We start from the raw sequence: 24452 nt of genomic DNA on the forward strand, positions 1-24452 counted from the left end.
TTTATCTTTCAAAGCGCCCAACCTGACCACGATGCCTTAGATAATGATCAGCAATAGCACAAGCAATCATCGCTTCACCAACAGGAACAGCACGAATTCCAACACATGGATCATGACGGCCCTTCGTTATAACATTTACATCATTACCATCAACATCAATTGAACGACGAGATGTTAAAATTGATGGAGTAGGCTTCACAGCAAAGCGTGCAACAATTGGCTGTCCACTCGATATTCCGCCTAAAATACCACCAGCATGATTGGATAAAAAAACTGGTTTCCCATCACTTCCCATCCGCATTTCATCTGCATTTTCTTCTCCTGTCAGGCAGGCAGTTGCAAAACCATCACCTATTTCAACACCCTTAACCGCATTAATCGACATTAAGGATGATGCAATATCCTGATCAAGTTTTGCGTAAATAGGCGCCCCTAAACCCGCCGGAACATTTTCTGCAACAATCTCAACAAGAGCACCAACAGATGAACCATTTTTACGCACTGTATCGATATAATCACTAAAAACGGGCACCATCTCTGCATCAGGTGTAAAAAAAGGATTGTTCTCAACCTCTAACCAATCCCAACGATCACGATTAATATTATGAGGACCAATGGCTATTAAAGCTCCCCGGACAATCAAACCAGGCACAATTTTACGTGCAAGAGCACCTGCAGCAACACGTGCTGCCGTTTCACGTGCTGAAGCACGCCCTCCACCTTGAAAATCACGAATGCCATATTTAACATCATACGTATAGTCTGCATGACCGGGACGATATTGATGGACAATTGAGCCATAATCCTTAGAACGCTGATCCGTATTTCGAATCAACAAGGAAATTGGCGTTCCCGTTGTCACTAATGTTGCCCCATCGTCCTGAACAACAATCCCTGAAAGTATCTCTACTTGATCCAGTTCTCGGCGCTGCGTTGTATATCTGGATTGTCCTGGTCTGCGTTTATCAAGATAAGACTGAATCTCTGCAAGAGTAAAAGTAATCCCCGGAGGACAACCATCGATGACACAACCAAGAGCAACACCATGACTTTCACCCCATGTTGTTACACGAAACAAATGACCAAATGTATTATGTGACATGAAAAATGACTCGTTTCTCCGTCAAATACACACAACCACAGCACACGTCGAACTGTGCACAAACAGACTCTACCCCAAAATACCATTAGCCGTTTTAAACTCGGCTAAATCACCTCTGTCAAATAAAACCTTATCAAGCATCACTTTATTCTTTAACGACGGAAATATCTGGGGCATCAACAGCTTTCATGCCTATGATGTTATACCCTGAATCCACATGATGCACTTCACCGGTAACAGAACGAGACAAATCTGAAAGAAAGTAAAGAGCAGAATCGCCTACCTCTTCAATTGTCACCGTACGACGTAAAGGAGCATTATATTCATTCCATTTTAAAATATAACGAAAATCACCAATACCAGAAGCAGCCAATGTTTTGATTGGCCCAGCAGATATAGCATTAACACGAATATGCTTAGGACCTAAATCCACTGCTAGATATTTCACACTCGCTTCAAGCGCTGCCTTCGCAACTCCCATCACGTTATAATTGGGAACAACCTTTTCTGCACCATAATAAGTCAGTGTTAAAATCGAACCGCCATCCGACATCAATTTCTCTGCACGTTTCGTCAAAGCCGTTAAGGAATAAACAGAAATATTCATGGTCATCATAAAATTTGATTCGCTAATATCCACATAACGACCGCTTAATTCATCTTTATCAGAAAAACCAATAGCATGAACTAAAAAATCAAGTTTGCCCCATTTCTTCTCTATTGTTCTAAAGACCGCATCAATAGATGCACTATCAGAAACATCACAATGACCGCAAACAAATCCATTTACTTCTTCTGCCAAAGGCTCAACACGCTTTTTCATCGCCTCACCCTGATAGGTAAAAGCAAGCTCTGCTCTTGCTGCATCAGCTGCTTTAGCTATCCCCCAAGCGATAGAACGATTATTGGCTAATCCCAAAATTAAACCACGTTTGCCGTACAATAAACCATTACCTTTAGCCATCAGCACTGCCCCGTTGCTACTTGAAATTAATATTATTACCTGCCTATGACATAGGTCAACTTTTTCTTCAAGTAATTGCTTTAAAATCAAACAAAAACTATGCTCTTAATATATTATAAAGTTACCCTTTTTGCATTTGCAAGAATTGTTCTAACGCAGCATCTCCCCCTTCCGGCAACATGATACGAATATGCACATAAAAATCGTCTCTTTTTCCGTTTTTTAAACGCAGCCCCTTCCCTTTTAACCGTAAGACACGATCAGAACTTGACCAAGCAGGAATCGTTAAAACCACACGTCCCTCTAAAGTTTCAACTTCTTCTTTTGCTCCTAGAACAGCATGTTTAAGGGAAACTGGTAAATCAAGATGAAGTGCCCTTCCTTCAACCCGCAAACGAGGATGTTTTTGAATGTGAATAGTTACTAACGCATCTCCTGCTTGCCCATAAGCCACCCCTTCTCCCTGACCTTTTAAACGAATGGTTTGCCCATCCTCAACGTAGTCTGGAAGCTTAATTTTTAACTTTTTCCCATTAGGAAAAACGGCTTCCACTTTTTCTACACCAACCATCTGCTCTAATGTGACGGAAAGATTGGCAAGAACATTAGCTCCTTGTTGAGGTCGATTATATTGTGCAGAATTCGAAAAGCTCCCTCCTTTCCCAAAAAAATCGCGAAAAAGATCACTCGCGTCAAAACCTGCACCACCTGAAGAACCAAAATCAAATCCCTTCGCTCCTCCTGAAAAAGGATTGTGTCTATTGCTAAAATTTTCACCAGCACCATAGGCTTGATAAAGCGGTTTTCCCTCCATATCAATTTCACCGCGGTCAAATTGTGCTTTTTTGTCTTTATCACCTATAATTTCATAGGCTTGATTAATTTCAGAAAACTTTTCTTTAGCCTTTGCATCATCCATATTATGGTCTGGATGATACTTCTTTGCTAATCTTCTGAATGCTGACTTAATCTCTTGCGGTTTTGCGGTACGGGCCACACCCAGAATTGTGTAAGGATCACGCATCTTGCCCTCTTTTCAATTTTTTCATTTTCAAAATATCAACTCATACGTTATTCAATATCCCTTACAGCTTCATCAGTCACTCTAGAGAATAATCTTTTCTCTCTTTATATGTCTATAAAGAGACTAAAATACCAGATAGAATAGATATTTTTAATATAGCGCATTCAATTCTATGCTAAAGGAAAAAATAATTAAAACACCATAAAAATACATAACCGAAGTGGCTTTTTAAAATAGAAAAAACTAGCGCTTTACTTCTCGATGATAAAATAAACCACAGAATAAGAATATCCCTCTCGTACTCGCTGACATTCGGAGATACTATGAGCAACAAAGTACAAATGGATAATGACTTTATGCAAATGCAAAAACCTTTCGCACTTTTCGCAAAATGGCTTGAAGAGGCAACAGTGAGCGAAATAAACGATCCTAACGCTATGGCGTTAGCAACAGTTGATGAAACAGGCTTACCTAATGTTCGTATGGTTCTTCTGAAAGACTTTAGTTCCCGAGGTTTCGTTTTCTATACCAACTATGAAAGCTGCAAAGGACAAGAAATTTTAAAATCAATGAAAGCGTCCTTAGTTTTTCATTGGAAATCTCTCCGCCGTCAGATCAGAATTCGGGGAATTGTTGAAAAAGTCAGTACTCAGGAAGCAGATGTATATTTCCAATCGCGACCACGTGGCAGCCGAATCGGTGCATGGGCATCCAAACAATCTCAACCATTAGAAAATCGTTTTGTCCTCGAAAAGGCAATTGCTCAATATACTGCGCGTTATGCAGTAGGCAATATCCCACGCCCACCTTATTGGTCTGGTTTCCGTGTTAAGCCTCTTTCTATCGAATTTTGGTGCGACCGCCCATTCCGTTTACATGATCGCCTACTTTTTACGCGCGATTCTGTTGAGCAAGTCGATTGGCAAAGACAAAAACTTTATCCCTAATCTTCCAAGCTTTAAAGCATAAAGGCTTTGCCTTTATAAAGATGAAACGGCTATTGGCAAAATTAAGAATAGGTCATTGATTTCAATTTAAATCGGAGAAATGCATCCTCTGTGTAAAACTTTGTTGATAATAATCTTTTGTCCACTGTAGCGCTTTGAAGAGAGATTGGAATTTTACAAGGTTTATCCAAGCAAAAGTGTGTCCTCAGTAGAAACCCGGAGAAGCAATCAGCAGTATTCAAATGAAACATAGAAAGGTAAAATGATCTTACACATTTTAATCCTGATAAAGTGAAGTGGTTAATTCAGACATCTCAACTCAAGCCCGTTTTTAGTTTATTTCTATAAGATGGCAATTTTATATAAGAAAGAACTAAGGCTAGAATCAAAAAACTTAACCACAGAATGCAAACAGACTATGAAAGTTGCGAAAAACAAAAACAATAAAAGCATCCCTATAGGTTTTTATTCCCTTCACTTTTAGCATCCCATAATCCACGATTTTATTATAACTTGTTGCTGTTAAACTGTAGGATGAAATGCCTTCCATATTCCACTGCATACCAAACCAGCGAAAACAACGAAACCAATAAACGAATTAGATTTGAAAAGTTTTAGACATTGTGAACTGTCATCTATATCAATGACTTTAATTTGAATAAACATATGGATACTTGCCACAAAAAGCCCCAAAAAACTAAAAACAGGGACTTGCGCCAAATAAAACGCTAAGCTGACGAGCACCAAAAAACCGCTATAGAAAAATACCAGAGCATGCTTGGTGCCTTTACCAAAAAGAAGTGCTGTGGAAAATACGCCAACAGTAGCATCATCCTCCTTATCTTGATGCGCATAAATTGTATCATACCCTATCGTCCACAAGATTGATCCCATATAAAGGAAGATCGGTGCCCAACTCAAACTTCCACACACAACTGACCACCCCATTAATGCCCCCCAATTAAATGCAACACCTAAAAAAAACTGCGGCCAATATGTTATGCGTTTCATAAAAGGATAAAGTGCAACCGCCACCAATGATGAGATACCTAGAAAAAAACTAAACCTATTAAATTGCGATAAGACGCCTAAACCAACTAAGCATTGCACTAATATAAAAACTTTTGCTTGAAAGCGACTCACATGACCTGTCGGTAATGGACGAGAACGTGTTCTCTTTACCTGAGAATCAATTTTATGATCAATAAGATCGTTCCAAGTGCACCCTGCACCCCGCATAGCTACAGAACCCAGAAAAAAAAGAAAGAGATACCATAACCAATTCATTAACATTGATAAAAGAGGATATCGATGCATTTCATAAGAGAGAAGAGCCATCGTTGTTGACCAGAAACAAGGCCACATCAACAACTGCCATCCGATAGGCCGGTCCCAACGTGCTAATTGAGCATAAAACCATAAAGAGCACGGAAGAAAATGGTAGACCCATTGTTTGGAGGAGGCATCCATAACTCGCCCTTGACTCTCACAAGATTGAATATGTGCAATATTTTTACTTTTTTTCATCAAATGGCTTCACCTTTAGTCTTGCGATAGAAGCATTTCACTCTTATGACAAGAAAACTGATTTCATCATCTTCTGTGATAGGAGCAAGCAATGAATATTCTTCTTATCGGCTCAGGCGGACGAGAACATGCTTTAGCATGGAAAATAGCAAAATCGCCACTGTTAACAAAATTATATTGCGCTCCTGGAAATCCTGCAACAATAGAATTAGGTGAAAATATTGATTTGAACATTGATGACCACCTTCTCGTCATTGATTTTTGCAAAATGCACTCTATTGACCTCGTGATTGTTGGACCAGAAGCACCACTGGTTGCGGGTATAACAGATTCCCTTAATAACGCTAATATCTGTGTATTTGGACCAACTCAAAAAGCTGCTCAGCTAGAAGGTTCAAAAGCTTTTACAAAGGATTTATGCCGTAAGAATAACATTCCTACAGCAACTTACCAATGTTTTAATGATGCAGCAAAAGCTAAAGCATACATTCATCAAAAAGGCGTCCCCATTGTCATTAAAGCCGATGGCTTAGCTGCTGGTAAAGGTGTCGTTGTTGCTATGACAATGGAAGAAGCATTTAGTGCAGTTGATGCCTGTTTCAAAAGTACATCTAACGATGTAGGAGAAAAAATTGTTATAGAATCCTTTCTTGAAGGTGAAGAAGCAAGCTTTTTTTGCCTTTGTGATGGTAAAATTGCACTTCCTTTCGGATCGGCCCAAGATCACAAACGTGTGGGCGATGGTGATACTGGAGCCAATACCGGTGGCATGGGAGCTTATTCACCAGCTCCCATCATGACCCAAGAAATGGTTAATCGTACCCTCAAAGAAATTGTTGAACCAGCTCTCCGCAGCATGGACGAAATGGGAGCCCCCTTTAAAGGTATTCTCTTTGTCGGATTGATGATAACGCAGAAAGGACCGGAATTAATTGAATTTAATGTACGATTCGGTGATCCTGAATGTCAGGTTTTAATGATGCGTCTAAAAGATGATATTCTCCCGATTCTTCTTAGAGCAGCTCAAGGAAATCTTGAAAATAAACCTCTTCAATGGTCTGAAAAAACTGCCTTAACCGTTGTGATGGCTGCTAACGGTTACCCAAACTCTCCCCAAAAAGGGACTGTTATCCGTAATGTTGATAAGGTAAATGCTCTTCCTGATGTGAAAGTTTTTCAAGCCGGGACAATATTATGCAATGGAGAACTCATTGCTAATGGTGGACGCGTTTTAAGTATAACAGCAACAGGAGAAACCATTACCAAGGCGCAAAAACGTGCCTATGAAGCTGTTGATTATATTGATTGGCCAGAAGGTTTTGTCCGCCACGATATCGGATGGCGAGCCGTTGTGCGAGAAAGCTAAATCCTTTGAACGTTCTTCTCTTTATGATTTGTGATAATCTCATGTAGATAGCATGATGCATAAATCTGCTAATTTTACTAAATTTTTCATGATTTTGGAAAGAATATTGAATGTTCCTTTAAAAATAAAATGTTCGTGCCCATAAGAAAAACAGATAAAATAAGAAAATTTTCTGAGTATAAAATTGTGATCGCAATCACGTGATTATCGTTACGGCTGTTTTTATTTAAGACTCATTTTCTCATCACTTTTTACAAACAATCTTTTGCTTACCCAAGCTGGAAACCAAGCATTATTTATTGTTATAGTTTTGTAGAGAGAAAAGTTGTAAATTTTTTTTCACTTAAAACACTCATTCAATGCTTGAATGATGCTGCAAAATTAAAATCTACATTCGTCAACAAGATATGCCCATTATCATTAAAACCAATAGCTTAGCTGCTCGGAGCTGTTATAATGACAATAGAATAAGCATTTAATGACATTGACGCCTGTCACAAACTTCTATTTCACACAAAACTTTCATTTAAAGTCAACAAAAATGCAAAATACAGCGCGAATAAACACATCCGGCTGCATAACGGCGAAAAATGAATGTACATCAATCCAACTATAGTGCAATCCGATTCGCGATTATTAAACGCAAACCCAACGGATTGCTATAACGCAGTAAAAAGTGCTTTTGTTTAGAATGCAAAGTTGCATAAAAAAATTGACGTAAATCAGAACGATCTTTGACCACTATGACGCGATTATCTTCATTAATCATAAGCATAGGAAGGTTATAAGTATCCGCCCATAATCTCCAATCCAGAAGAACATTATTCAAATCTCTAGAAACTAAAAGCGGGATACAAGCTTCCTCATCTGCATGAAGCAACTCTAATGCAACGGCTCTTTCTCCTGAACGGGTTTTGACAGTACATGCCGCAATTCCTTTAAAATGATAAGACGGCACTAAACGCGATAAGCTTGAGGAAGTATCCGTTTTAAAAAAAACACCGCGTTCACTTAATGAACAAATTATTTGATTGTCTGTTTTTGATGAAAAATATGTCGTTGTCTGTGGCAAATGGCACGGATCCAATCGAAATTCAAGCACCGCTTTTGCCTGATTAAAGCATTGATTAGCCATATACAGTGTCCCAATTTATCTTAATAACATACACCCTCTAACAGCTTTTTCTCATTGGATTATTAAAAGATTGAATAAAAAACAACTGGTTTCTTTTTTGGTTATTAAAATCTAAACAAAAATACATGACAAAATTTACTACTCTTGAACTATAATATTTTTCCAGGGTTCATAATCCCTAACGGGTCGAGTGTTTTCTTAATCTTCTGCATAATGTCTAATGCAACAGGTGATTTGAAAGTGCGAAGTTCTTCACGCTTAAGCTGACCAATTCCATGTTCTGCAGAAAATGTGCCCTTATAGTCCATTACTAGAGCGTGAATGCGATGATTCATTTGTGACCATAACTGCAAAAACGCCGCAGTATCAGCTCCAAGGGGCTGTGCAATATTATAATGCAGATTTCCATCGCCCATGTGTCCAAAACAAACCACCCGCGCACCTGGAGCAATATCTTCAACAATAAGAGCTGCCTCAGCGATAAAATCAGGAATGGAAATAATAGGTACCGCAATGTCGTGCTTAATAGATCTTCCTGCTAACTTTTGTGCATGTGACATACTTTCACGTAATTGCCAGAAAAAATCTTGCTGCTTTAATGATTGCGCAATAACCGCATCTTCGATCACTGCATTCTTTAAAGATTCTTCCAAAATAGTATGTAGCACCGATAATGCCTCATCATCACCCCGTAATGATGAAATATTAATTAAGACATACCATTCATGCCCATGTTCAAAAGGAGACTTCTCGCACATTTTATAATCTAAAGCCATTTGTAAGCTCAGTTGTCCCATCAGCTCAAAACCAGTCAACATCCCTCCACCATAGCTCTGAGCAAGAGATAAAAATTCAAGAGCCTTAGCTGGACTGTGTAAGCCCACAAAGGCAACTGCTTTTCCTCTGATCTTTGGAAAAAGTTTTAAAACTGCTGCAGTGATAACGCCTAGAGTGCCCTCCGCACCAATGAAAAGATTTTTCAAATCATAGCCGCTATTGTCTTTCTTCACAAAACGCAAATCATCTAAAATACGACCATCAGGCAAAACAACTTCTAAACCAAGACAAAGCTCACGCATATTGCCATAAGCTAAAACGGCTGTTCCTCCAGCATTAGATGAAAGATTTCCCCCTATCTGACAGGAGCCTTCTGAACCCAGAGAAAGAGGGAAAAAACGATCCGATTCAGCCACTTTTTTCTGGAAGTCCTGTAAAATAACGCCAGCCTCCACCACAGCAAAATTCCCCTCAAGATTCATACATCTAATCTGGTTCAATCGTTCAATGGATAAAAGAACACTGCAGCCATTTTCATCTGGCTGTTGACCACCGACAAGACCTGTATTTCCGCCCTGCGGTACAATCGGTGTACGTGTTTGACTAGCCAATTGCATAATTGATGAAATTTCCTCTGTAGACGATGGGCGTAAAAGCAACGGTGTTTTCCCATGAAAAAGTCCACGCTCTTCACGCAAATACCGTGCAATAAGAGCCTGATCTGTTATAGCATATGCAGCACCAACAATTTTTCTAAATTTCTCAATCAAACCTTGCTCCATCTTCATTTCTCCTTTGGAGCTGCAGCACGTATGAGACGATCATTAATAGCCTCACCCAATCCGTACGATGGAATAGGTTCTACTGCAATATACTTCACCTTGAGTGAATCCAATTGCTTCATATATTCAAATAAATGAGAAGCTGCCTCTTCTAACTGCCCACTCTCGCTAAGATTTAAAACAGAAACAGCATTTTCAACACCCATAATGCGTTTTCGACCAAAAGCTAAAAGTGCCTCACCATGTTTTACCTTTTGCACATTCAAACGTACCATAGCATTGGGTGCATAATGTGACTTTAACATACCTGGCGCCTCAATCGCTGCCTGTTGATCTAGTCGCTTCAATGGTTTCCCTGCAACTGCTTCAATTTCTTCAGCAGCAAGCCCCCCGGGACGCAAGAGATAAATACTTTCACCACAAACCTTAACAATTGTTGATTCAAGTCCTATTTTACAAGCTCCTCCGTCAAGTATCAAAGGAACAGATTCTCCTAAAAATGCAAAAACAGCTTCAGCCGAAGTAGGACTAATGCACCCTGATTGATTTGCACTAGGAGCAGCGAGAGGTCGACCAAAACGTTCGACAACTTCTGCAAAACGACTATCTGGAAAACGAATAGCTAATGTATTCAGACCAGAAGTAGTTAAAGGATGGATATTATGATGTGCCTTTAAAGGGAGAACGAGTGTTAAGGGACCTGGCCAAAATACTTCCATTAATCGACGTGAAAGAAAATCAATTTCGACATAGTGTTCCGCCATGACAATACCGCTTACATGAGCAATAAGAGGATTGAATTTTGGCCGCCTCTTTGTAAAAAAAATAGAAGCGACGGCTCTCCCATTGGTTGCATCACCAGCCAATCCGTAGACAGTTTCTGTCGGCAGTGCCACTAGCTTATCCTGTTCAAGAAGTGCAACTGCCTTTTTTATCGAAGCGTTATTGAGAGGCAAAATCGTCATGACATATTATCTCTAGAGCGCCCTTTGAGTGGTGCAAAGCTATAACGATGTAATCCCACAACTGGCCCATATTTATCAAGGGCAATACGGTGTGCTAGTGTTGCATAACCTACATGTTTCTCTAAACCATAGTTTTTATAAATCTGTCCAGCGCATTTCATCATGCGATCACGCGTTACTTTTGCAATAATCGATGCTGCTGCAATTGAAACCGAATGTTGATCACCTTTAATCAAAGCAGTTGCTGGACATGGTAGCTGGAAAGGAATATCGCGTCCATCAATGAGCGCATAATGAGCCGGAATTGCTAACCCTGTAACACAACGACGCATTGCTTCTAAAGTTGCTTTTCTAATATCAGATTGATCAATCGTACGGGCACAAAGACTCGCAATCGAAACTGCTAATGCGCTTTGCAAAATTTCACAGTAAAGTTCATTACGTCGTTGGGCAGAAAGTTTTTTTGAATCATTCAATCCATCCGGAACATGGTCTTTATCCAAAATAACTGCTGCTGTTACCACAGGCCCAGCGAGAGGACCGCGTCCAACTTCATCAACACCCGCTATATGAAAGAACCCCTGTTTCTGCAAATCCAATTCGCATGAAAAATTTGGCTTAAGTGGTAAATTAAACAAATCTGGTAAGTTATCGAAACGGTGAGACATGAATCTATTTTTGCACTGCAACCTGTTTTCTGCAAGCCCTACAGAAACAATAGCTCACCAAACGTATCATTACGCCCCCCACGCAAACACAAAAAGAAAGAACTAAGCTCATGAAATGTCTCATAGATATCAAATTTTCTTAAATATTATCCACCACATTTTACATAGCATCATGTGAACCTGAAAAATACAACCCTCATAAAAATTACCTAGCTATTGTTACACAGTATTATCACCCTAAGAAAATTTCTTATTTTTATTTACCTATTTTCATTTGTGCACCTCACTCTCTAATTCAGAGCGCGATTAAAGCATAACTAAGAATCCCATAAAAAAGCAGCCTTTTATCCCATTTAAGGAGATACGTTTGAAATATTCGCATTTATTAAAAGTAACTTCCATAAAGTGGCGTTCTCTGGAAAAATGTTCAACATCGTCATGTACTGTCCTCTTGTTTAAGCAGAAAGGAAAATGACAGAAAAACAGTCTTGCTTCCTCACTCCTTCTCTTTGCTACCTTTGAACATAACCATTCTCAAAATAACTGATGTATTTTCACCACTATCAATAAGCTAAGCTGCTTGAGCAGCGTCATGTCTGCTCTCTGTCGTCAAGAAAAAATGTAAAGCTTGACGCACAGCATCCATCACAATATGACCTTTCGTTATCAAATCTTGGCTCACTTTTGCCAACACTGCCCTTTCATGCTGATGTTCTCTATAGTCCTGCTCAACAATCTATAACTTCCAGCACACAGATGTATCTGAGAAAAGGTGATATCCTTCTCACAGCTTCACCATCATAACCTATAGTTCTTGAAAAGCATTACCAAAACCAGTTGTGAGGATTCCTTTCTGACACCAGATTTCATAACTCTTAGCGATGAAGGCTCCACCTTTATCTTGAGGGGTAAAGCAAATTCTTGCCTTTGAAACTCCGTTTTAAAATAAAATGAACATCTTCAATAAAACGATGGGTAAAATTTTCAGCCCTCATACAATCTGAAAGACTTAGCCTCCATAAACGGTCAATCCTTTGCCAATCCTTGATTAGCTACTGAGGCCATACTTCTTCCCCGTAACACTGCTGTTCTTAACATGGGACGTGACCATCACTCTACCTGCTTCTCTCGTTTAAATTAAATGCACAGAACTTAGAGAAGCCTTTCTGCCGTTTGCACAATTTTTCCTCTCCTTGAAGAGGAAACCTCTAATCTCAATTTTAATAAACAGTTTCTCACCCTTCCTTATGCTTCACATCTACAACACTCTTTGGTTTCTCGGATATTTGCATTTTAGAATCGAAATTTTCTATTTCCAGCCTGGACGCAGTCTGAAAATTTTCAAGCCATATAAGGTAATATCGTCAGATAGATATATTTAATGCGCTACTCATTGCAAAAACCTGCAATCCATTTGTTTCGAGTAATATTCCAAGCTTTGATATCTGACCAATTTACGCAAAACCATAATCTTTTTACAGAGAATAAGACTTATACAGAACTGCTGTCACCTTCAAACAGTACTGCAGTTTCCCATTCAATCTGTTTCAGCTCTTCATTCGTATCGTAAAGCTTTCGCAACAAGGGAATACTGGTAAAAAAATGATTAAAATTGATTTCATAACCAACACGCTTCTGCTTGCCATCTTTATCGTCAGAAAAAATCCTCACCCAGTTAGACATCCAGAACATGCGACAGTACTTCGCAAATAAAGGTGTCCTAAAAATTTTCTAAATAGTGCATATTTTCGTATTCATGCAAATCTGCATCAGATATGAATGGTCATTGTCGTTCTTCACAGATCACGATTTTTCTTATCTAGTGATAAATTTATAGCCATAACTTTTCTCCTGAAATCCAGAGTGAATGATATAGCTAAACGCAAAAAACACACGCTTCTCAATTATATTTTTTGGAATAACCCACAAAGCTCCTTTACAAATATAAGAGAAAAACCATAAATACATGGTGTATGATGCTTCACATTGCTCTTTTTCAACCCGATATTGCTGGTAACACGGGAACGATTTTGCGCCTTAGCGCGTGTTTTGGTTTACATGTGCACATTATTGAACCTGCAGGCTTTAGCCTATCAGATCGCAACCTTAAGCGAGCGGGCATGGATTATCTCGAATATGCCTCGCTAAACCGACACATTGACTGGCAAAATTTTATGAGCACTATGAAACACTTTAACCGTCGTCTTTTGCTTTTGAGCACAAAAGCAGAAACATGTTACACGCAGATATGCTATCGGGAAAACGATGTTTTACTTTTTGGTCGTGAATCAGCAGGGGTTCCCGATTATGTTCATGAAGCCGTTGATCACTCATTAAAAATTCCCATGCAACCACACGCACGCTCTCTAAACCTTGCAATGAGTGTCGCTATAACAACAGGGGAAGCACTCCGCCAAATTGGTTATCATGAAAAAAGAAAAACTTGATGAGAAAAATACAAAATCCTCATTAAGATCTTTAATATATTAATAAAAATGCCGATGCACTGCACATCGCCCATAGTTTTCAAATAGAGTAAAAATTACCGCATCTTTATAGAAGATCGCAACACCACTAAAAATCTCTTGCCAGTTCGGCGATCAGCAACTCTAAAATAGCATCACTAAAAGAAAAATAGTTGTGAATCTCTAATTAATAGGAAAAAGCAGAATACTCTTCGAAAAATTTAGCATCATACATTAATTTTTTCTAATAAGCTATTGCGATCTATTGAAAATCCGCTTTCAATCCATATTCTTTCTAGCTCTTTGAGCTTTTGTCCTAAAAGCACTCCCTTAGCCAAACCTTTCTTCATCAAATCCTTGCCACTAACAGGAAAAGTGGGAATCTGCCATTTTTGAGCAAGCTGATAAAGCCTCATATAATTTTCTGCTTTTTGCAAAGCCTCGTTTCCCTTCAAAGCATCAACATGTGCTGCAACCAAAGAGAGAGATAATTGATCTAAAACCGGCTGTCGACCATAAAAATAAATCAATTTTTGCACAAAATTTTCTGAACAGTTTTGGCTAATTATTTCCAACTCTGCCCACTCCTTTAATCGCTTTGTTTCCTTATAAGATAAATGCAAGCGATGTGCCATTTCATGAAGACGTATGGGATCAGGAGGAAGAAGACTTTCTAAGCGCAACAACGGATCGACTTTCCAACCAAGAGCTTGTTCCGTTTTCACAAGTGAATGAATCGCATCAATACCCCATTTTTCTGTTTCAGGGAAAATGAGTGTCAAAATTCCACTCTGGCGCATCCATAAAAGAGCACGTGTTGGATTGGGAGCAGCGAGAAGTTTTTTCATTTCCCCCCAAATACGCTCAGATGAAAGTTTTTGCAGACCGTGTTTTAAATAAACACACGCTTTCAATCCTTGCACATCAGGTCGTCCCGCTCCATACCAAGCAAAAAAGCGAAAAAACCGCAAAATACGCAAATAATCTTCGCGAATACGATTCTCTGGAATACCGATAAAACGTATTGTTCTGCTCGCAACATCGTTCAAACCTCCTACTGCATCATAAAGATTGCCATCAGCATCACAATAAAGCGCATTCATAGTAAAATCGCGCCGTTCAGCATCTTTTTGCCAATCACGATCAAACGCCACTTTTGCATGACGACCATCCGTTTCAATATCAGAGCGAAGAGTTGTAACCTCATAAGAACATGACTGAGCAACCACCGTGACTGTACCAAACGCAATACCTGTAGGAATAGCTTTAAATCCCGCTTCTTCTACACGCGCTATAACCTGTTGTGGAAAACAGGTTGTAGCAACATCAATATCACTAATCGGTTGCTCTAACAGCTGATTACGCACTGCCCCCCCAACAATACGTGCCTCTTCACCGTCCAAAGATAAAACATGAAGAAGCGTTTGGAGTTGACTCTGCTGCAACCAATCAACATGTTTGAAATTTTGTATTGTGCTCACTCTTTAACCTTTCAAACAAATTGCCACCATTCCCTCAAACTGGTATCCTTATAAGACAACAATTTTCCACAACATCCTTTACAAATCCTCCCATTCGTCAAAATAGAATTCTCTCTCTGTATCTGTGCACGAATATTTAAAAAAACAGCGTATTACACTTCTTTTCTCGTCATTTTCTGCTACAAATTATAAAATATTTAATCATACAAAGAAAATTATCAATTTTGCGACAAACCGCCGTAAGGAACACATATGAGTCAAAGCGATACATTATCCAATTCTATGAAGAAGACTCCTATCAATAACGAAGCTCAAGTTATCATTGACGGTATTGATACAGCACACAAAGAATTAGATATTCTACAACAAGAAGTTGACAAAGTTATTTTTGGTCAAAATCATGTGATAGAATACGCTTTAACAAGCATTTTGGCTGGAGGACACGCTCTTCTCGTTGGTGTTCCAGGGCTTGCTAAGACGCGTCTTGTTGAAACATTGGGAACAGTATTGGGGCTTGATGAAAAACGCATTCAATTTACGCCTGACTTGATGCCATCGGACATTATCGGTTCTGAAATTATAGATTCAGATAAAGACGATAGACGCTTTTTCCGCTACATTCAAGGCCCTATTTTCACCCAACTGCTCATGGCCGATGAAATTAACCGCGCCTCTCCACGCACACAATCAGCTCTTTTACAAGCTATGCAAGAATATCATGTTACTGTTGCTGGCACTCATTACAATTTACCAAAACCTTTTCATGTGCTTGCAACCCAAAACCCTCTCGAACAGGAAGGAACTTACCCACTTCCCGAAGCACAACTGGATCGTTTTTTGATGCAAATCGATATTGATTATCCTGATCTAATCACGGAACGACGTATTATCTTAGAAACAACAGGAGAAAAAAAACAAAGTATAAAACCGATTTTATCAACAAAAAAACTGCAAAAAATTCAACAAATTGTCCGAAAAATGCCCATCTCCGAAAATGTTGTCGAAGCTATTTTAAAGCTTGTTCGTTCAGCTCGCCCTCATAAAGACAACACCCTCGCAAACACTTATGTTGCTTGGGGACCTGGTCCTCGGGCATCACAAGCACTTTCCCTTTGTTCCCGTGCCCGCGCTCTTTATCATGGACGTTTAATGCCCTCACTTGATGATGTTGCAACATTGGCTCAACCTATATTACAACACCGTATGGCACTCAATTTTTCTGCACATGCTGAAAATATAACCGTAAAAGACATTATCGATAATCTTGTGAAAGACATTCTCTAATGGCCATTGGCAAAAAAGTTTCAAAAGAATCTCCACTGTTACTCGCTGCCAAACCGCATAAAGATGCTGCTAAAATGCCGTATTTTCTTTTGCAAGCACACCATATCGCTAATACATTGATAAGCGGATGGCATGGACAACGTAAACGCGGTAACGGGGAAAATTTCTGGCAATTTCGTCCTTATATTGAAGGGGAAGCCATCACACGTATTGACTGGCGCCGCTCAGCGCGTGGTGAACATACTTACTTACGTGAATACGAATGGGAAAAGACACAAACAGTTTGGATTTGGCCTGATCAGAGCGCCTCTATGCATTATTGTTCGCGTTTTTCGCAAATTTCTAAAGGCAATCATGCCATCATTCTTGCCCTTGCATTAGCAAAACTTCTTGTACGCAGCGACGAACATATTGCTATCCCCAATTTAATGCCACCTACAAGAACATCCAATGTCATAGAACGTATGGCATTAACTTTGGCAAATCATCACACAGAAAATTCATTTCCAGATTTTTCAACCATAACACGTTTTTCACATGCCATCATCATGAGCGACTTTCTCGATGCTCCGGAAAAAATTATCCAGCATTTAACAGTTTTGTCTGCAAAACAAACCACTGCTCATTTAATTGAAGTTGCTGACCCCGCAGAAGAGCACTTTCCCTACACAGGACGTACAGAATTTTTTGATCCTGAAACAAAAGAAAAACGCGTTTTAGGAAAAGCAGAAAACTTCCGTGAACACTATTGCAAGTTGTATCAAGCACGGCGCCAACAATTGGTAGATTTTTGCTCACGCCAAGGTTGGACCTATCATGTGAGTAAAACCGATCGGCCCTTAACAGAAATCATTCTGCAACTTGCAAACAAAATAGGTGGTTCTCCATCTCACAGTAGGAGGTCACTTTGAGTTTTGGTACTCCCCTGCTTTTACTTGGGCTTTTGTTCTTACCGATCATTTGGTGGTTGTTGCGGATAACACCTCCATCCCCGCATAAAGAACTCTTTCCTCCTTTGCGCTTTCTGCCTAAATCAGGCAATCAACAGGAAGCCCAAAACCATACACCTTGGTGGCTATTGGTGCTACGATTAACCATGGCAGCACTGATTATTATCGCTTTGGCACAGCCTACTTGGAATAAAAAGCCAACGATACTCTCCGGATCTCAACCACTTGCACTTATTATCGATAATGGATGGGCATCTGCAAAAGAATGGAAAAAACGTGTTACTGTTGCCGAAACCCTCCTTGCACAAGCAGAAAAACATCAAAAAAATGTTTATTTTCTTCCAACAGCCCAAAGCAACATTTCGAATATTGGTCCCTTGCCTGCAAAAACAGTAAAACAACATTTAATGCATTTGCAACCCCAACCTTGGCCTGTCAACCGTGTACGCGCACTGAAAAAACTGATTGAAAAAGCCAAAGATAAACCTCTCGATATTGCTTACTTAAGCGATGGATTACAAACAACCGAAGATAATCAAGCTTTCTCTCTCATTGAACAGCTAAAACCCAAAACATTTTTGTGGTATTTAGCTGATATTTCCGATCTAACTGGCATAATAGCCATAGAAAATAACAACGGAGACATTGGTGCACGCGTCATTCGTGCAACCACGCACGGAGAAACTACGGTCACATTAAACCTTTATGACTTAAACAGTCAACTCCTTGGCCGTTTTGCGAAAAACTTTCACGAGGGAGAAACAACAACTCTTGTTCCTTTTAACCTACCACTTGAATTATACAATAATATTGCATGGATAAAAATCGAAAACCATGCCCATGCTGCAGCCACCTTCCTAGTTGATAGCCATAATCGAGTAAACCGCGTTGCGCTTCTCTCACCAAATGTCAATGAAATGGCACAGCCCTTACTTTCTCCATTTTATTACATTATCAAGGCATTGCAAGGCCATACGCAGCTTATAACAGCAGGAGGAAAAGAGTTTTCCGTTGATATTAATAACTTACTCAAACAAAATCCATCTGTTTTCATTATGGGTGACATTGTCAATATGTCAAAAGAAGCAGAAGACAAACTCTCTGATTTTATCAATAAAGGTGGAACACTCATCCGCTTTGCAGGAGAAAATTTAAGTGCGACAGAACACCATGATAACCTGCTACCAGTGCCACTGCGTCCTGGCAAACGCCTGCTTGGAAGTATCATGTCTTGGACTAAGCCGCAAAAACTTGCACCTTTTACAAAAAATAGCTTGTTCTTTGATCTTCCGTTCCCCGAAGACATCACAGTCTCACGCCAAATTCTAGCGGAACCGAACTCAAATCTTTTAAAAAAAACTTTGCTCAGCCTTGCTGATGGAACACCTCTTATTACAGCGGCTAGTCGTGGCAAAGGCATACTCATTCTTATTCATATTGCCCCTGACCCCACGTGGTCAAATCTTCCTCTTTCTGGTTTTTTTGCACAAATGTTGCAAAAACTCATCACATTGAGTGCCTATGAAAACAAAAACCCAACACAGATAAAAATAACAACAGTACAAAACCCTTGGCGGACATTAACCGCCGATGGACAACTACAACCCCCTCCCTCTGATGTTGTTCCGCTCGTCATTGATGCGCAAGAGCCACCCCTTGCCTCTTTTCATACCCCGCCCGGGCTTTACGGTTTTAAAAATAATCTTTATGCACTCAATCTCTTAAATCATTCATCGCGCTTGATGAAACAATCGTCCTTGCCACCCTCTTTAAGTAAGAGTCCATTATCCTACGACACAAAAGAAAAACATCTCACTGGTCCACTTTTAGGATTAGCCATCTTATTATTCGCCTTTGACAATTTTCTCATTTTATGGATGGGAGGCGCTTTTTTTCTCAATCGACGGAGCAATATGCTTTTTTTTCTCCCCCTCATACTAAGTCTCATCACATTATTCTTCCATGTACCAATTGTTCATGCATACGACGCAGAAAATCATGATGAAACCATAGTACAAGCAGCTGGTGCTACACATCTTGCTTATATTATAACCAACAACCATGAAATCGATACAACGAGTAAGAGCGGACTAGAAACTCTCAGTCAATTTATTGCAGAGCGTACAATGCTTTCGCCCAGCTCTGTGATAGGACTTGATCTTGATAAAGATGAACTCGCCTTCTATCCTCTTATTTATTGGCCGATTGATTCTAACAGTCCTTTACCAACACAAAGGAGTCTTGAAAAAATAAATAATTTTATGAAAAATGGAGGCACAGTTTTATTTGACACGCGCGATCAAATAAATGCCAATCTCAATCTTGAAGGCACTGCAACCCCAGCCACACAAAGATTACGAACCATCTTAAAAGGGTTAAACATTCCAGCCATTGAGCCCGCATCAGCTGATCATGTTATTGCTTATTCTTTTTATATTATGCCAGATTTTCCTGGTCTCTATCGTGGTTCACCTTTATGGGTTGAATCATCATCAATGAATAAAAAAAACAAAAATCCTCTTGCCACTGGTGATAATGTAAGTTCTCTTCTTATTACCGCCAATAACTTCGCTGGTGCTTGGGCACTGGACGAAAAAGGCATGTGGAAATATCCACTTATTCCCAATGACCCAATGCAACGCCTATGGGCATTTCGAGCAGGATTGAATATTGTTATCTATGTTCTTACCGGAAACTATAAAGCCGACCAAGTTCATGTCCCTGCACTCTTGGAACGCTTTAAAAGAGAAAAAAGGCAATGATATCATTCTTTACTTTTCAGCCTTTTTTGCCACTCTCTTGGATCCTATTATTAGGAGGGATATCTGCTCTTTTTGTGATTACCGGCCTCGTTATACAGCGTCAAGGATCTTTATTGCGTCTAATGACATTGGCTTCATTGATCGTTACTTTGCTGAATCCAATGATCATAAAAGAGCAACGTGAACCACTCAAAAGCACTATCGGCATTGTGATTGATCGTAGCAACAGCCAAACATTCGGCACACGTACAATCGATAGTGACGAAGCACGCGCGCAATTAACCAATGCATTGGCGCGTTATCCACAATTTGAGCCGTGCTTTATCGATGCTGGAAAACTTTCTAACAATCAATATGAACCCTCAACGAATTTGTTTCATGCTTTAACACAGGCTCTAGCCGATGTACCACTATCTCGTTATGCAGGCACAATTTTAATCACTGATGGGCAAGTGCATGACATTCCACCATTATCCGATCTTCACCATAAAGCGCCTGTCAATGCTCTTATAACAGGAAAATCAGATGAATTTGACCGCCAAATCAAATTTATTGCTCCCCCCCGCTTTGCCTTTATAAATAAACCACAAAGGCTCTCCATCTTAGTAGAAGATAAAGGTCAACCCCAAGAATCTACATCAGCGCAGGCAAATATTACGGTAAGTGTCAATGGACAAGAAGTTGGCCATTACTCTGTAATTCCCGGGACCATTTTTCAAACTGAAATTACCCTGCCCCATGCTGAAAAAAATATCATTCAAGTTGCCACTGATCCACAGAGAGGTGAATTAAGCTCTGAAAATAATCGCGCCATAGCCATGATTGAAGGAATCAGAGAAAATTTGCGTGTCCTTCTTATTTCAGGTGCGCCTTACAATGGTGAACGAACATGGCGTGATCTTTTGAAAGGTGACTCCAATATTGATCTCGTTCATTTTACGATTTTGCGTCCTCCCAACAAAGCAGACAATACGCCATTAAGCCAATTGTCACTTGTGGTATTCCCTACAACAAAGCTCTTTGTTGAAGAGATTAATAATTTTGATCTGATTATCCTGGACGGCTACCAACATTCTGCGGTTCTTCCATTAATCTATTATGATTATATTGCCCAATATGTACAAAAGGGTGGTGCATTGCTGATAATAACAGGGCCTGAATTTACCCAAAAAAACTCGCTTGCGAAGACACCTTTAATAAGCGTCCTGCCCGCATTGCCCAATGGTGTTATTATTCAAAAGCCTTTTCGTCCTACATTAACCAAAGAAGGTAAACGTCATCCTGTCACAAGAGGTCTCGCAACACCTACCTATCCAGCCTCTCAATGGGGGCAATGGCTACGACAAATTGCCATTCAAAACATAAACAAAGGCATTGCCCTCATGAAAGGAGCTGATGAACAACCACTTTTACTTCTCTCCCATTTTGGTAAAGGACGTGTAGGCATGTTGCTTTCCGACGAAAGTTGGCTTTGGGCACGAAGTTTTGAGGGTGGAGGACCATATGCAGCTCTTTATCGGCGAATTTCCCATTGGCTTATGAAAGAACCAGAACTTGAAGAGGAAAAGTTAAGCACCACTAGTGACCATCATCGTTTAATGATTCGCCGCCAAACGCTCAAAGATCACCCAGAACCAGTCGAAATAACCTTTCCCTCCGGCAAAAAAGAAAATATCATTCTTACCAAAGAGAAAGAAGGGCTCTTTACTGCAGCTATCAACACCAATGAAAAAGGGATTTTTACCATACAAAATGGGGATTTAACAGTCCTTTCTGCTGTGGGGATGCTCGATAATCTGGAATTGTTTGACTTAATTTCAACGGAAGAAAAACTAGCTCCCATCAGTAAACACACTGGCGGACACATCACACGATTACACAACAAGAAAAAAGAAAGCATTGATCTTCCTCCTATCAAATTGGTTCGATCACAAACCGGCTCTACATCTCCCCTTGTTCGTTCAATTGTTCTCAAAGAAGCAACAGAAACCCGTTTAATTAACGCTTTTTATTTTTCGATCTTTTCTGGTTTCTGCGCACTGCTCACCTGCCTTTTACTATTGAGCAGTATGTGGTATCGTGAAAGCCGTTAAAAAGTCTTAAGATTTTGTGTTGCTACTTTAAAATGCAAGCCTATCTCACAAAAAAACAGACACGGATGATACAAAAAATAATGTACCATACCACTCCCCTTTTTCGTTCAAAGATTAGTAAAACGTAAATTCCCCAAGAGTTTCTCTCACATTTTCCATAAACTTTTTCTCATTTTATCACTCTCTCTTGCCTTCAAAAACGCCCCAACTTGCCTTATGTTCTTTATTTATTGTCTAAATCGTTTTCAACGCTATGCTAACGCCCATGTTTTATCTTGCCCACATATCAGATGTACATCTTCCACCTCTGCCACAACCTTCCTTAGTCGAGCTTTTGGGGAAGCGCTTTACCGGCTATCTTAATTGGCAAAAAAAACGCAAGAACCAAATGGCAAAAAATGCCCTAGAAACTTTAATAGACACCTTAAAAAAGAAAAAACCTGATCACTTGGTGATCTCTGGTGATCTTATCAATCTTGCTCTCGATAAGGAATTTGAACAAGCACGTAATTGGTTGCTTAACCAAGGTCAGCCTCAAAATATTTCTTTAACATTTGGGAATCATGACGCCTATGTTCGTGGAGCATTCCAAAAGGCATGCACTCTTTTCCAACCTTGGATCACAGGTGATTTTCCTCAAAAGAACGCTCTTCCCTTTCCTTATATGCGCATTCGCAAGAATGTAGCCATTATAGGTGCTTCTTCAGCCATTGCTACACCACCTTTTCAAGCTTCTGGCTATTTTGGCAAAATGCAAGCGCAAACTTTAGCACAACTTTTAAACGAAGCTGCAGCACGCAATCTCTTTCGTGTCATCATGATCCATCATCCCCCCTTTCACCATGCAACCTCTTGGCATAAAAAATTATGGGGCATAGAGCGTTTTCTAAAGGTTATTAAACATCATGGCTGTGACCTTGTTCTTCACGGACATACCCATTTACCAACATTGAATATCGTTGAAGGAACAATGGGGAAAATTCCTATTGTGGGTGTTGCCTCTGCATCGCAAGCTTTTGGCGATACCTCCCCCCCCGCAGGCTTCAACTTATTTTCCATTGAGCGGTTTCATCATCAATGGCACTGTCAGTTACAACGTTATAGTCTTATCAATCAAAAAAGTGAAATGGCGTGTACTGAAATAATTGATCTTTAACACTTTGAAAAACACCCAAGGGAAAATATCTTCTGGTTTATATGTCTTTAAACAATAATAGAATTGGCGAAAGTCTCTTTATAAAAAAGGAATCATCGTTGTACCTGGAGGCAACTTAGCCTCATTCTCTGGCTCTACATGAATAGAAATACGCACATTGTCAAATTCTTCTTGAAGAACACCTTCAATTTTATCGCAAATCTGGTGTGCTTCTCTTACCTGCATTGCAGCCGGCACAACCAAATGAAATTCTATAAAAGTAACTCTGCCAGCAACACGCGTAAGCAAATCATGCACTTCAAGCGCACCATGTGCATTTGCAGAAATAAGTTCACGAATCCGCATATTTTCATTCAATTCAACACCAACATCCATTAATCCCTGAATGGCACTGTTAATCACCTTCCATCCTTGAAAAAGAATATTAACAGCAACAATTATCGCTAAAATTGGATCCAAAATACCCCATCTACCCACAAAACCAACAACCAGACCAATTAAAATGACAAGTGAAGTAAAAACATCTGTTATAAAATGCATGCCATCAGCCTTAAGAGCCGGTGAACGATGGATTTTTCCCTGCCTCATAAGAATCCAACCCCACAGATAATTTATAACACTCGCGACAAAATGAATAACGAGCCATATTCCAGGTTCCTGCAACAATTTAACGGTCGAAAAAGCCATCCACGCTTCTCTTAAAATGATAACTGCCGCAATAATGATCAGCACTCCTTCGAGAATTGTGGAAAAATATTCCGCTTTATGGTGTCCAAAAGGATGATTATGATCTGCCGGCTTCACACTGATTTTAACAGCCCACCATGCTGCCAATGTCGCAAGTATATTGACGGTTGATTCCAATGCATCAGAATATAGTGCAACCGAACCGGTGATGTGATATGCCCAATATTTCAAAGCAAAAACGATACAAGCAACAAAAATAGAGTATAAGGTTAAGCTTTGTATATTGATTTTTACATCCATAACCACACCCTCGTCTT

Annotated in this window: 19 protein-coding genes; 8 read left to right on the forward strand and 11 right to left on the reverse strand. The window is 39.7% G+C overall.

Annotated features, from left to right (window positions below):
* Position 1: 1 nt before the first annotated feature.
* The 3 genes from aroC to MF1_RS04545 all read right to left on the reverse strand — a co-directional run bounded on the left by aroC (position 2) and on the right by MF1_RS04545 (position 3090).
* Positions 2–1102 carry a chorismate synthase gene (gene aroC / locus MF1_RS04535; protein ID WP_161510569.1) on the reverse strand — a complete coding sequence of 367 codons (1101 nt, stop codon included), beginning with the start codon at positions 1100–1102 and terminating at the stop codon, positions 2–4.
* A 145-nt stretch (positions 1103–1247) separates the two neighbouring features.
* Complete coding sequence (gene fabI / locus MF1_RS04540) at positions 1248–2066, reverse strand: enoyl-ACP reductase FabI (protein WP_011179144.1); 819 nt, start codon at positions 2064–2066, stop codon at positions 1248–1250.
* A 121-nt stretch (positions 2067–2187) separates the two neighbouring features.
* Positions 2188–3090: a DnaJ C-terminal domain-containing protein gene (locus MF1_RS04545; protein WP_161510570.1), complete on the reverse strand. Its 903-nt coding sequence runs from the start codon at positions 3088–3090 to the stop codon at positions 2188–2190.
* Between the two features lie 323 nt (positions 3091–3413).
* Between MF1_RS04545 and pdxH the strand changes: the two genes are divergently transcribed.
* Complete coding sequence (gene pdxH, locus MF1_RS04550) at positions 3414–4037, forward strand: pyridoxamine 5'-phosphate oxidase (protein WP_011179142.1); 624 nt, start codon at positions 3414–3416, stop codon at positions 4035–4037.
* A 522-nt stretch (positions 4038–4559) separates the two neighbouring features.
* Here the strand turns inward: pdxH and ubiA are convergent.
* Positions 4560–5564, reverse strand: a complete 1005-nt coding sequence (gene ubiA / locus MF1_RS04555) for a 4-hydroxybenzoate octaprenyltransferase (RefSeq protein ID WP_161510571.1) — start codon at positions 5562–5564, stop codon at positions 4560–4562.
* 91 nt (positions 5565–5655) lie between these two features.
* Here ubiA and purD point away from each other — a divergent pair, with 91 nt between their 5' ends.
* Complete coding sequence (gene purD, locus MF1_RS04560) at positions 5656–6930, forward strand: phosphoribosylamine--glycine ligase (protein WP_161510572.1); 1275 nt, start codon at positions 5656–5658, stop codon at positions 6928–6930.
* A gap of 610 nt (positions 6931–7540) precedes the next feature.
* Here the strand turns inward: purD and MF1_RS04565 are convergent.
* The 5 genes from MF1_RS04565 to MF1_RS04585 all read right to left on the reverse strand — a co-directional run bounded on the left by MF1_RS04565 (position 7541) and on the right by MF1_RS04585 (position 12940).
* A complete protein-coding gene (locus MF1_RS04565) occupies positions 7541–8065 on the reverse strand; it encodes a DUF6101 family protein (protein ID WP_161510573.1) in 525 nt (174 codons plus the stop codon).
* Positions 8066–8214: 149 nt separating this feature from the next.
* Positions 8215–9624, reverse strand: coding sequence for an FAD-binding oxidoreductase (locus MF1_RS04570; protein WP_161510767.1), 1410 nt, complete (start codon positions 9622–9624; stop codon positions 8215–8217).
* 2 nt (positions 9625–9626) lie between these two features.
* The gene (locus MF1_RS04575) at positions 9627–10589 is read right to left on the reverse strand and encodes an L-threonylcarbamoyladenylate synthase (RefSeq protein ID WP_161510574.1); all 963 of its coding nucleotides are present in this window, start codon (positions 10587–10589) and stop codon (positions 9627–9629) included.
* The gene (rnhB, locus tag MF1_RS04580) at positions 10586–11257 is read right to left on the reverse strand and encodes a ribonuclease HII (protein ID WP_161510575.1); all 672 of its coding nucleotides are present in this window, start codon (positions 11255–11257) and stop codon (positions 10586–10588) included. The genes MF1_RS04575 and rnhB overlap by 4 nt, the downstream gene beginning before the upstream one ends.
* A gap of 1491 nt (positions 11258–12748) precedes the next feature.
* Positions 12749–12940: a hypothetical protein gene (locus tag MF1_RS04585; protein WP_145960262.1), complete on the reverse strand. Its 192-nt coding sequence runs from the start codon at positions 12938–12940 to the stop codon at positions 12749–12751.
* 290 nt (positions 12941–13230) lie between these two features.
* Here MF1_RS04585 and MF1_RS04590 point away from each other — a divergent pair, with 290 nt between their 5' ends.
* On the forward strand, positions 13231–13704 hold the full coding sequence (locus MF1_RS04590; protein ID WP_014924312.1) for a tRNA (cytidine(34)-2'-O)-methyltransferase: 474 nt from the start codon (positions 13231–13233) through the stop codon (positions 13702–13704).
* A gap of 245 nt (positions 13705–13949) precedes the next feature.
* On the opposite strand, the gene MF1_RS04595 is transcribed toward MF1_RS04590, so the two are convergent.
* A complete protein-coding gene (locus MF1_RS04595; RefSeq protein WP_014924313.1) occupies positions 13950–15203 on the reverse strand; it encodes a CCA tRNA nucleotidyltransferase in 1254 nt (417 codons plus the stop codon).
* A gap of 252 nt (positions 15204–15455) precedes the next feature.
* On the opposite strand from MF1_RS04595, the gene MF1_RS04600 reads away from it, so the two are divergent.
* From MF1_RS04600 to MF1_RS04620, 5 genes are all read left to right on the forward strand, one after another.
* Positions 15456–16487: an AAA family ATPase gene (locus MF1_RS04600; protein ID WP_161510576.1), complete on the forward strand. Its 1032-nt coding sequence runs from the start codon at positions 15456–15458 to the stop codon at positions 16485–16487.
* On the forward strand, positions 16487–17398 hold the full coding sequence (locus MF1_RS04605) for a DUF58 domain-containing protein (RefSeq protein WP_014924315.1): 912 nt from the start codon (positions 16487–16489) through the stop codon (positions 17396–17398). Before MF1_RS04600 ends, MF1_RS04605 begins: the two co-directional genes overlap by 1 nt.
* Positions 17395–20199, forward strand: coding sequence for a DUF4159 domain-containing protein (locus MF1_RS04610; RefSeq protein WP_161510577.1), 2805 nt, complete (start codon positions 17395–17397; stop codon positions 20197–20199). The genes MF1_RS04605 and MF1_RS04610 overlap by 4 nt, the downstream gene beginning before the upstream one ends.
* On the forward strand, positions 20196–22292 hold the full coding sequence (locus MF1_RS04615; protein WP_161510578.1) for a glutamine amidotransferase: 2097 nt from the start codon (positions 20196–20198) through the stop codon (positions 22290–22292). Before MF1_RS04610 ends, MF1_RS04615 begins: the two co-directional genes overlap by 4 nt.
* Before the next feature lie 253 nt (positions 22293–22545).
* Positions 22546–23448, forward strand: coding sequence for a metallophosphoesterase family protein (locus MF1_RS04620; RefSeq protein ID WP_161510579.1), 903 nt, complete (start codon positions 22546–22548; stop codon positions 23446–23448).
* Positions 23449–23526: 78 nt separating this feature from the next.
* Here the strand turns inward: MF1_RS04620 and MF1_RS04625 are convergent, their stop codons facing one another.
* A complete protein-coding gene (locus MF1_RS04625) occupies positions 23527–24435 on the reverse strand; it encodes a cation diffusion facilitator family transporter (RefSeq protein ID WP_161510580.1) in 909 nt (302 codons plus the stop codon).
* Between the last annotated feature and the right edge of the window lie 17 nt (positions 24436–24452).

The organism is Bartonella quintana, from assembly GCF_009936175.1.
GTDB lineage: Bacteria > Pseudomonadota > Alphaproteobacteria > Rhizobiales > Rhizobiaceae > Bartonella > Bartonella quintana.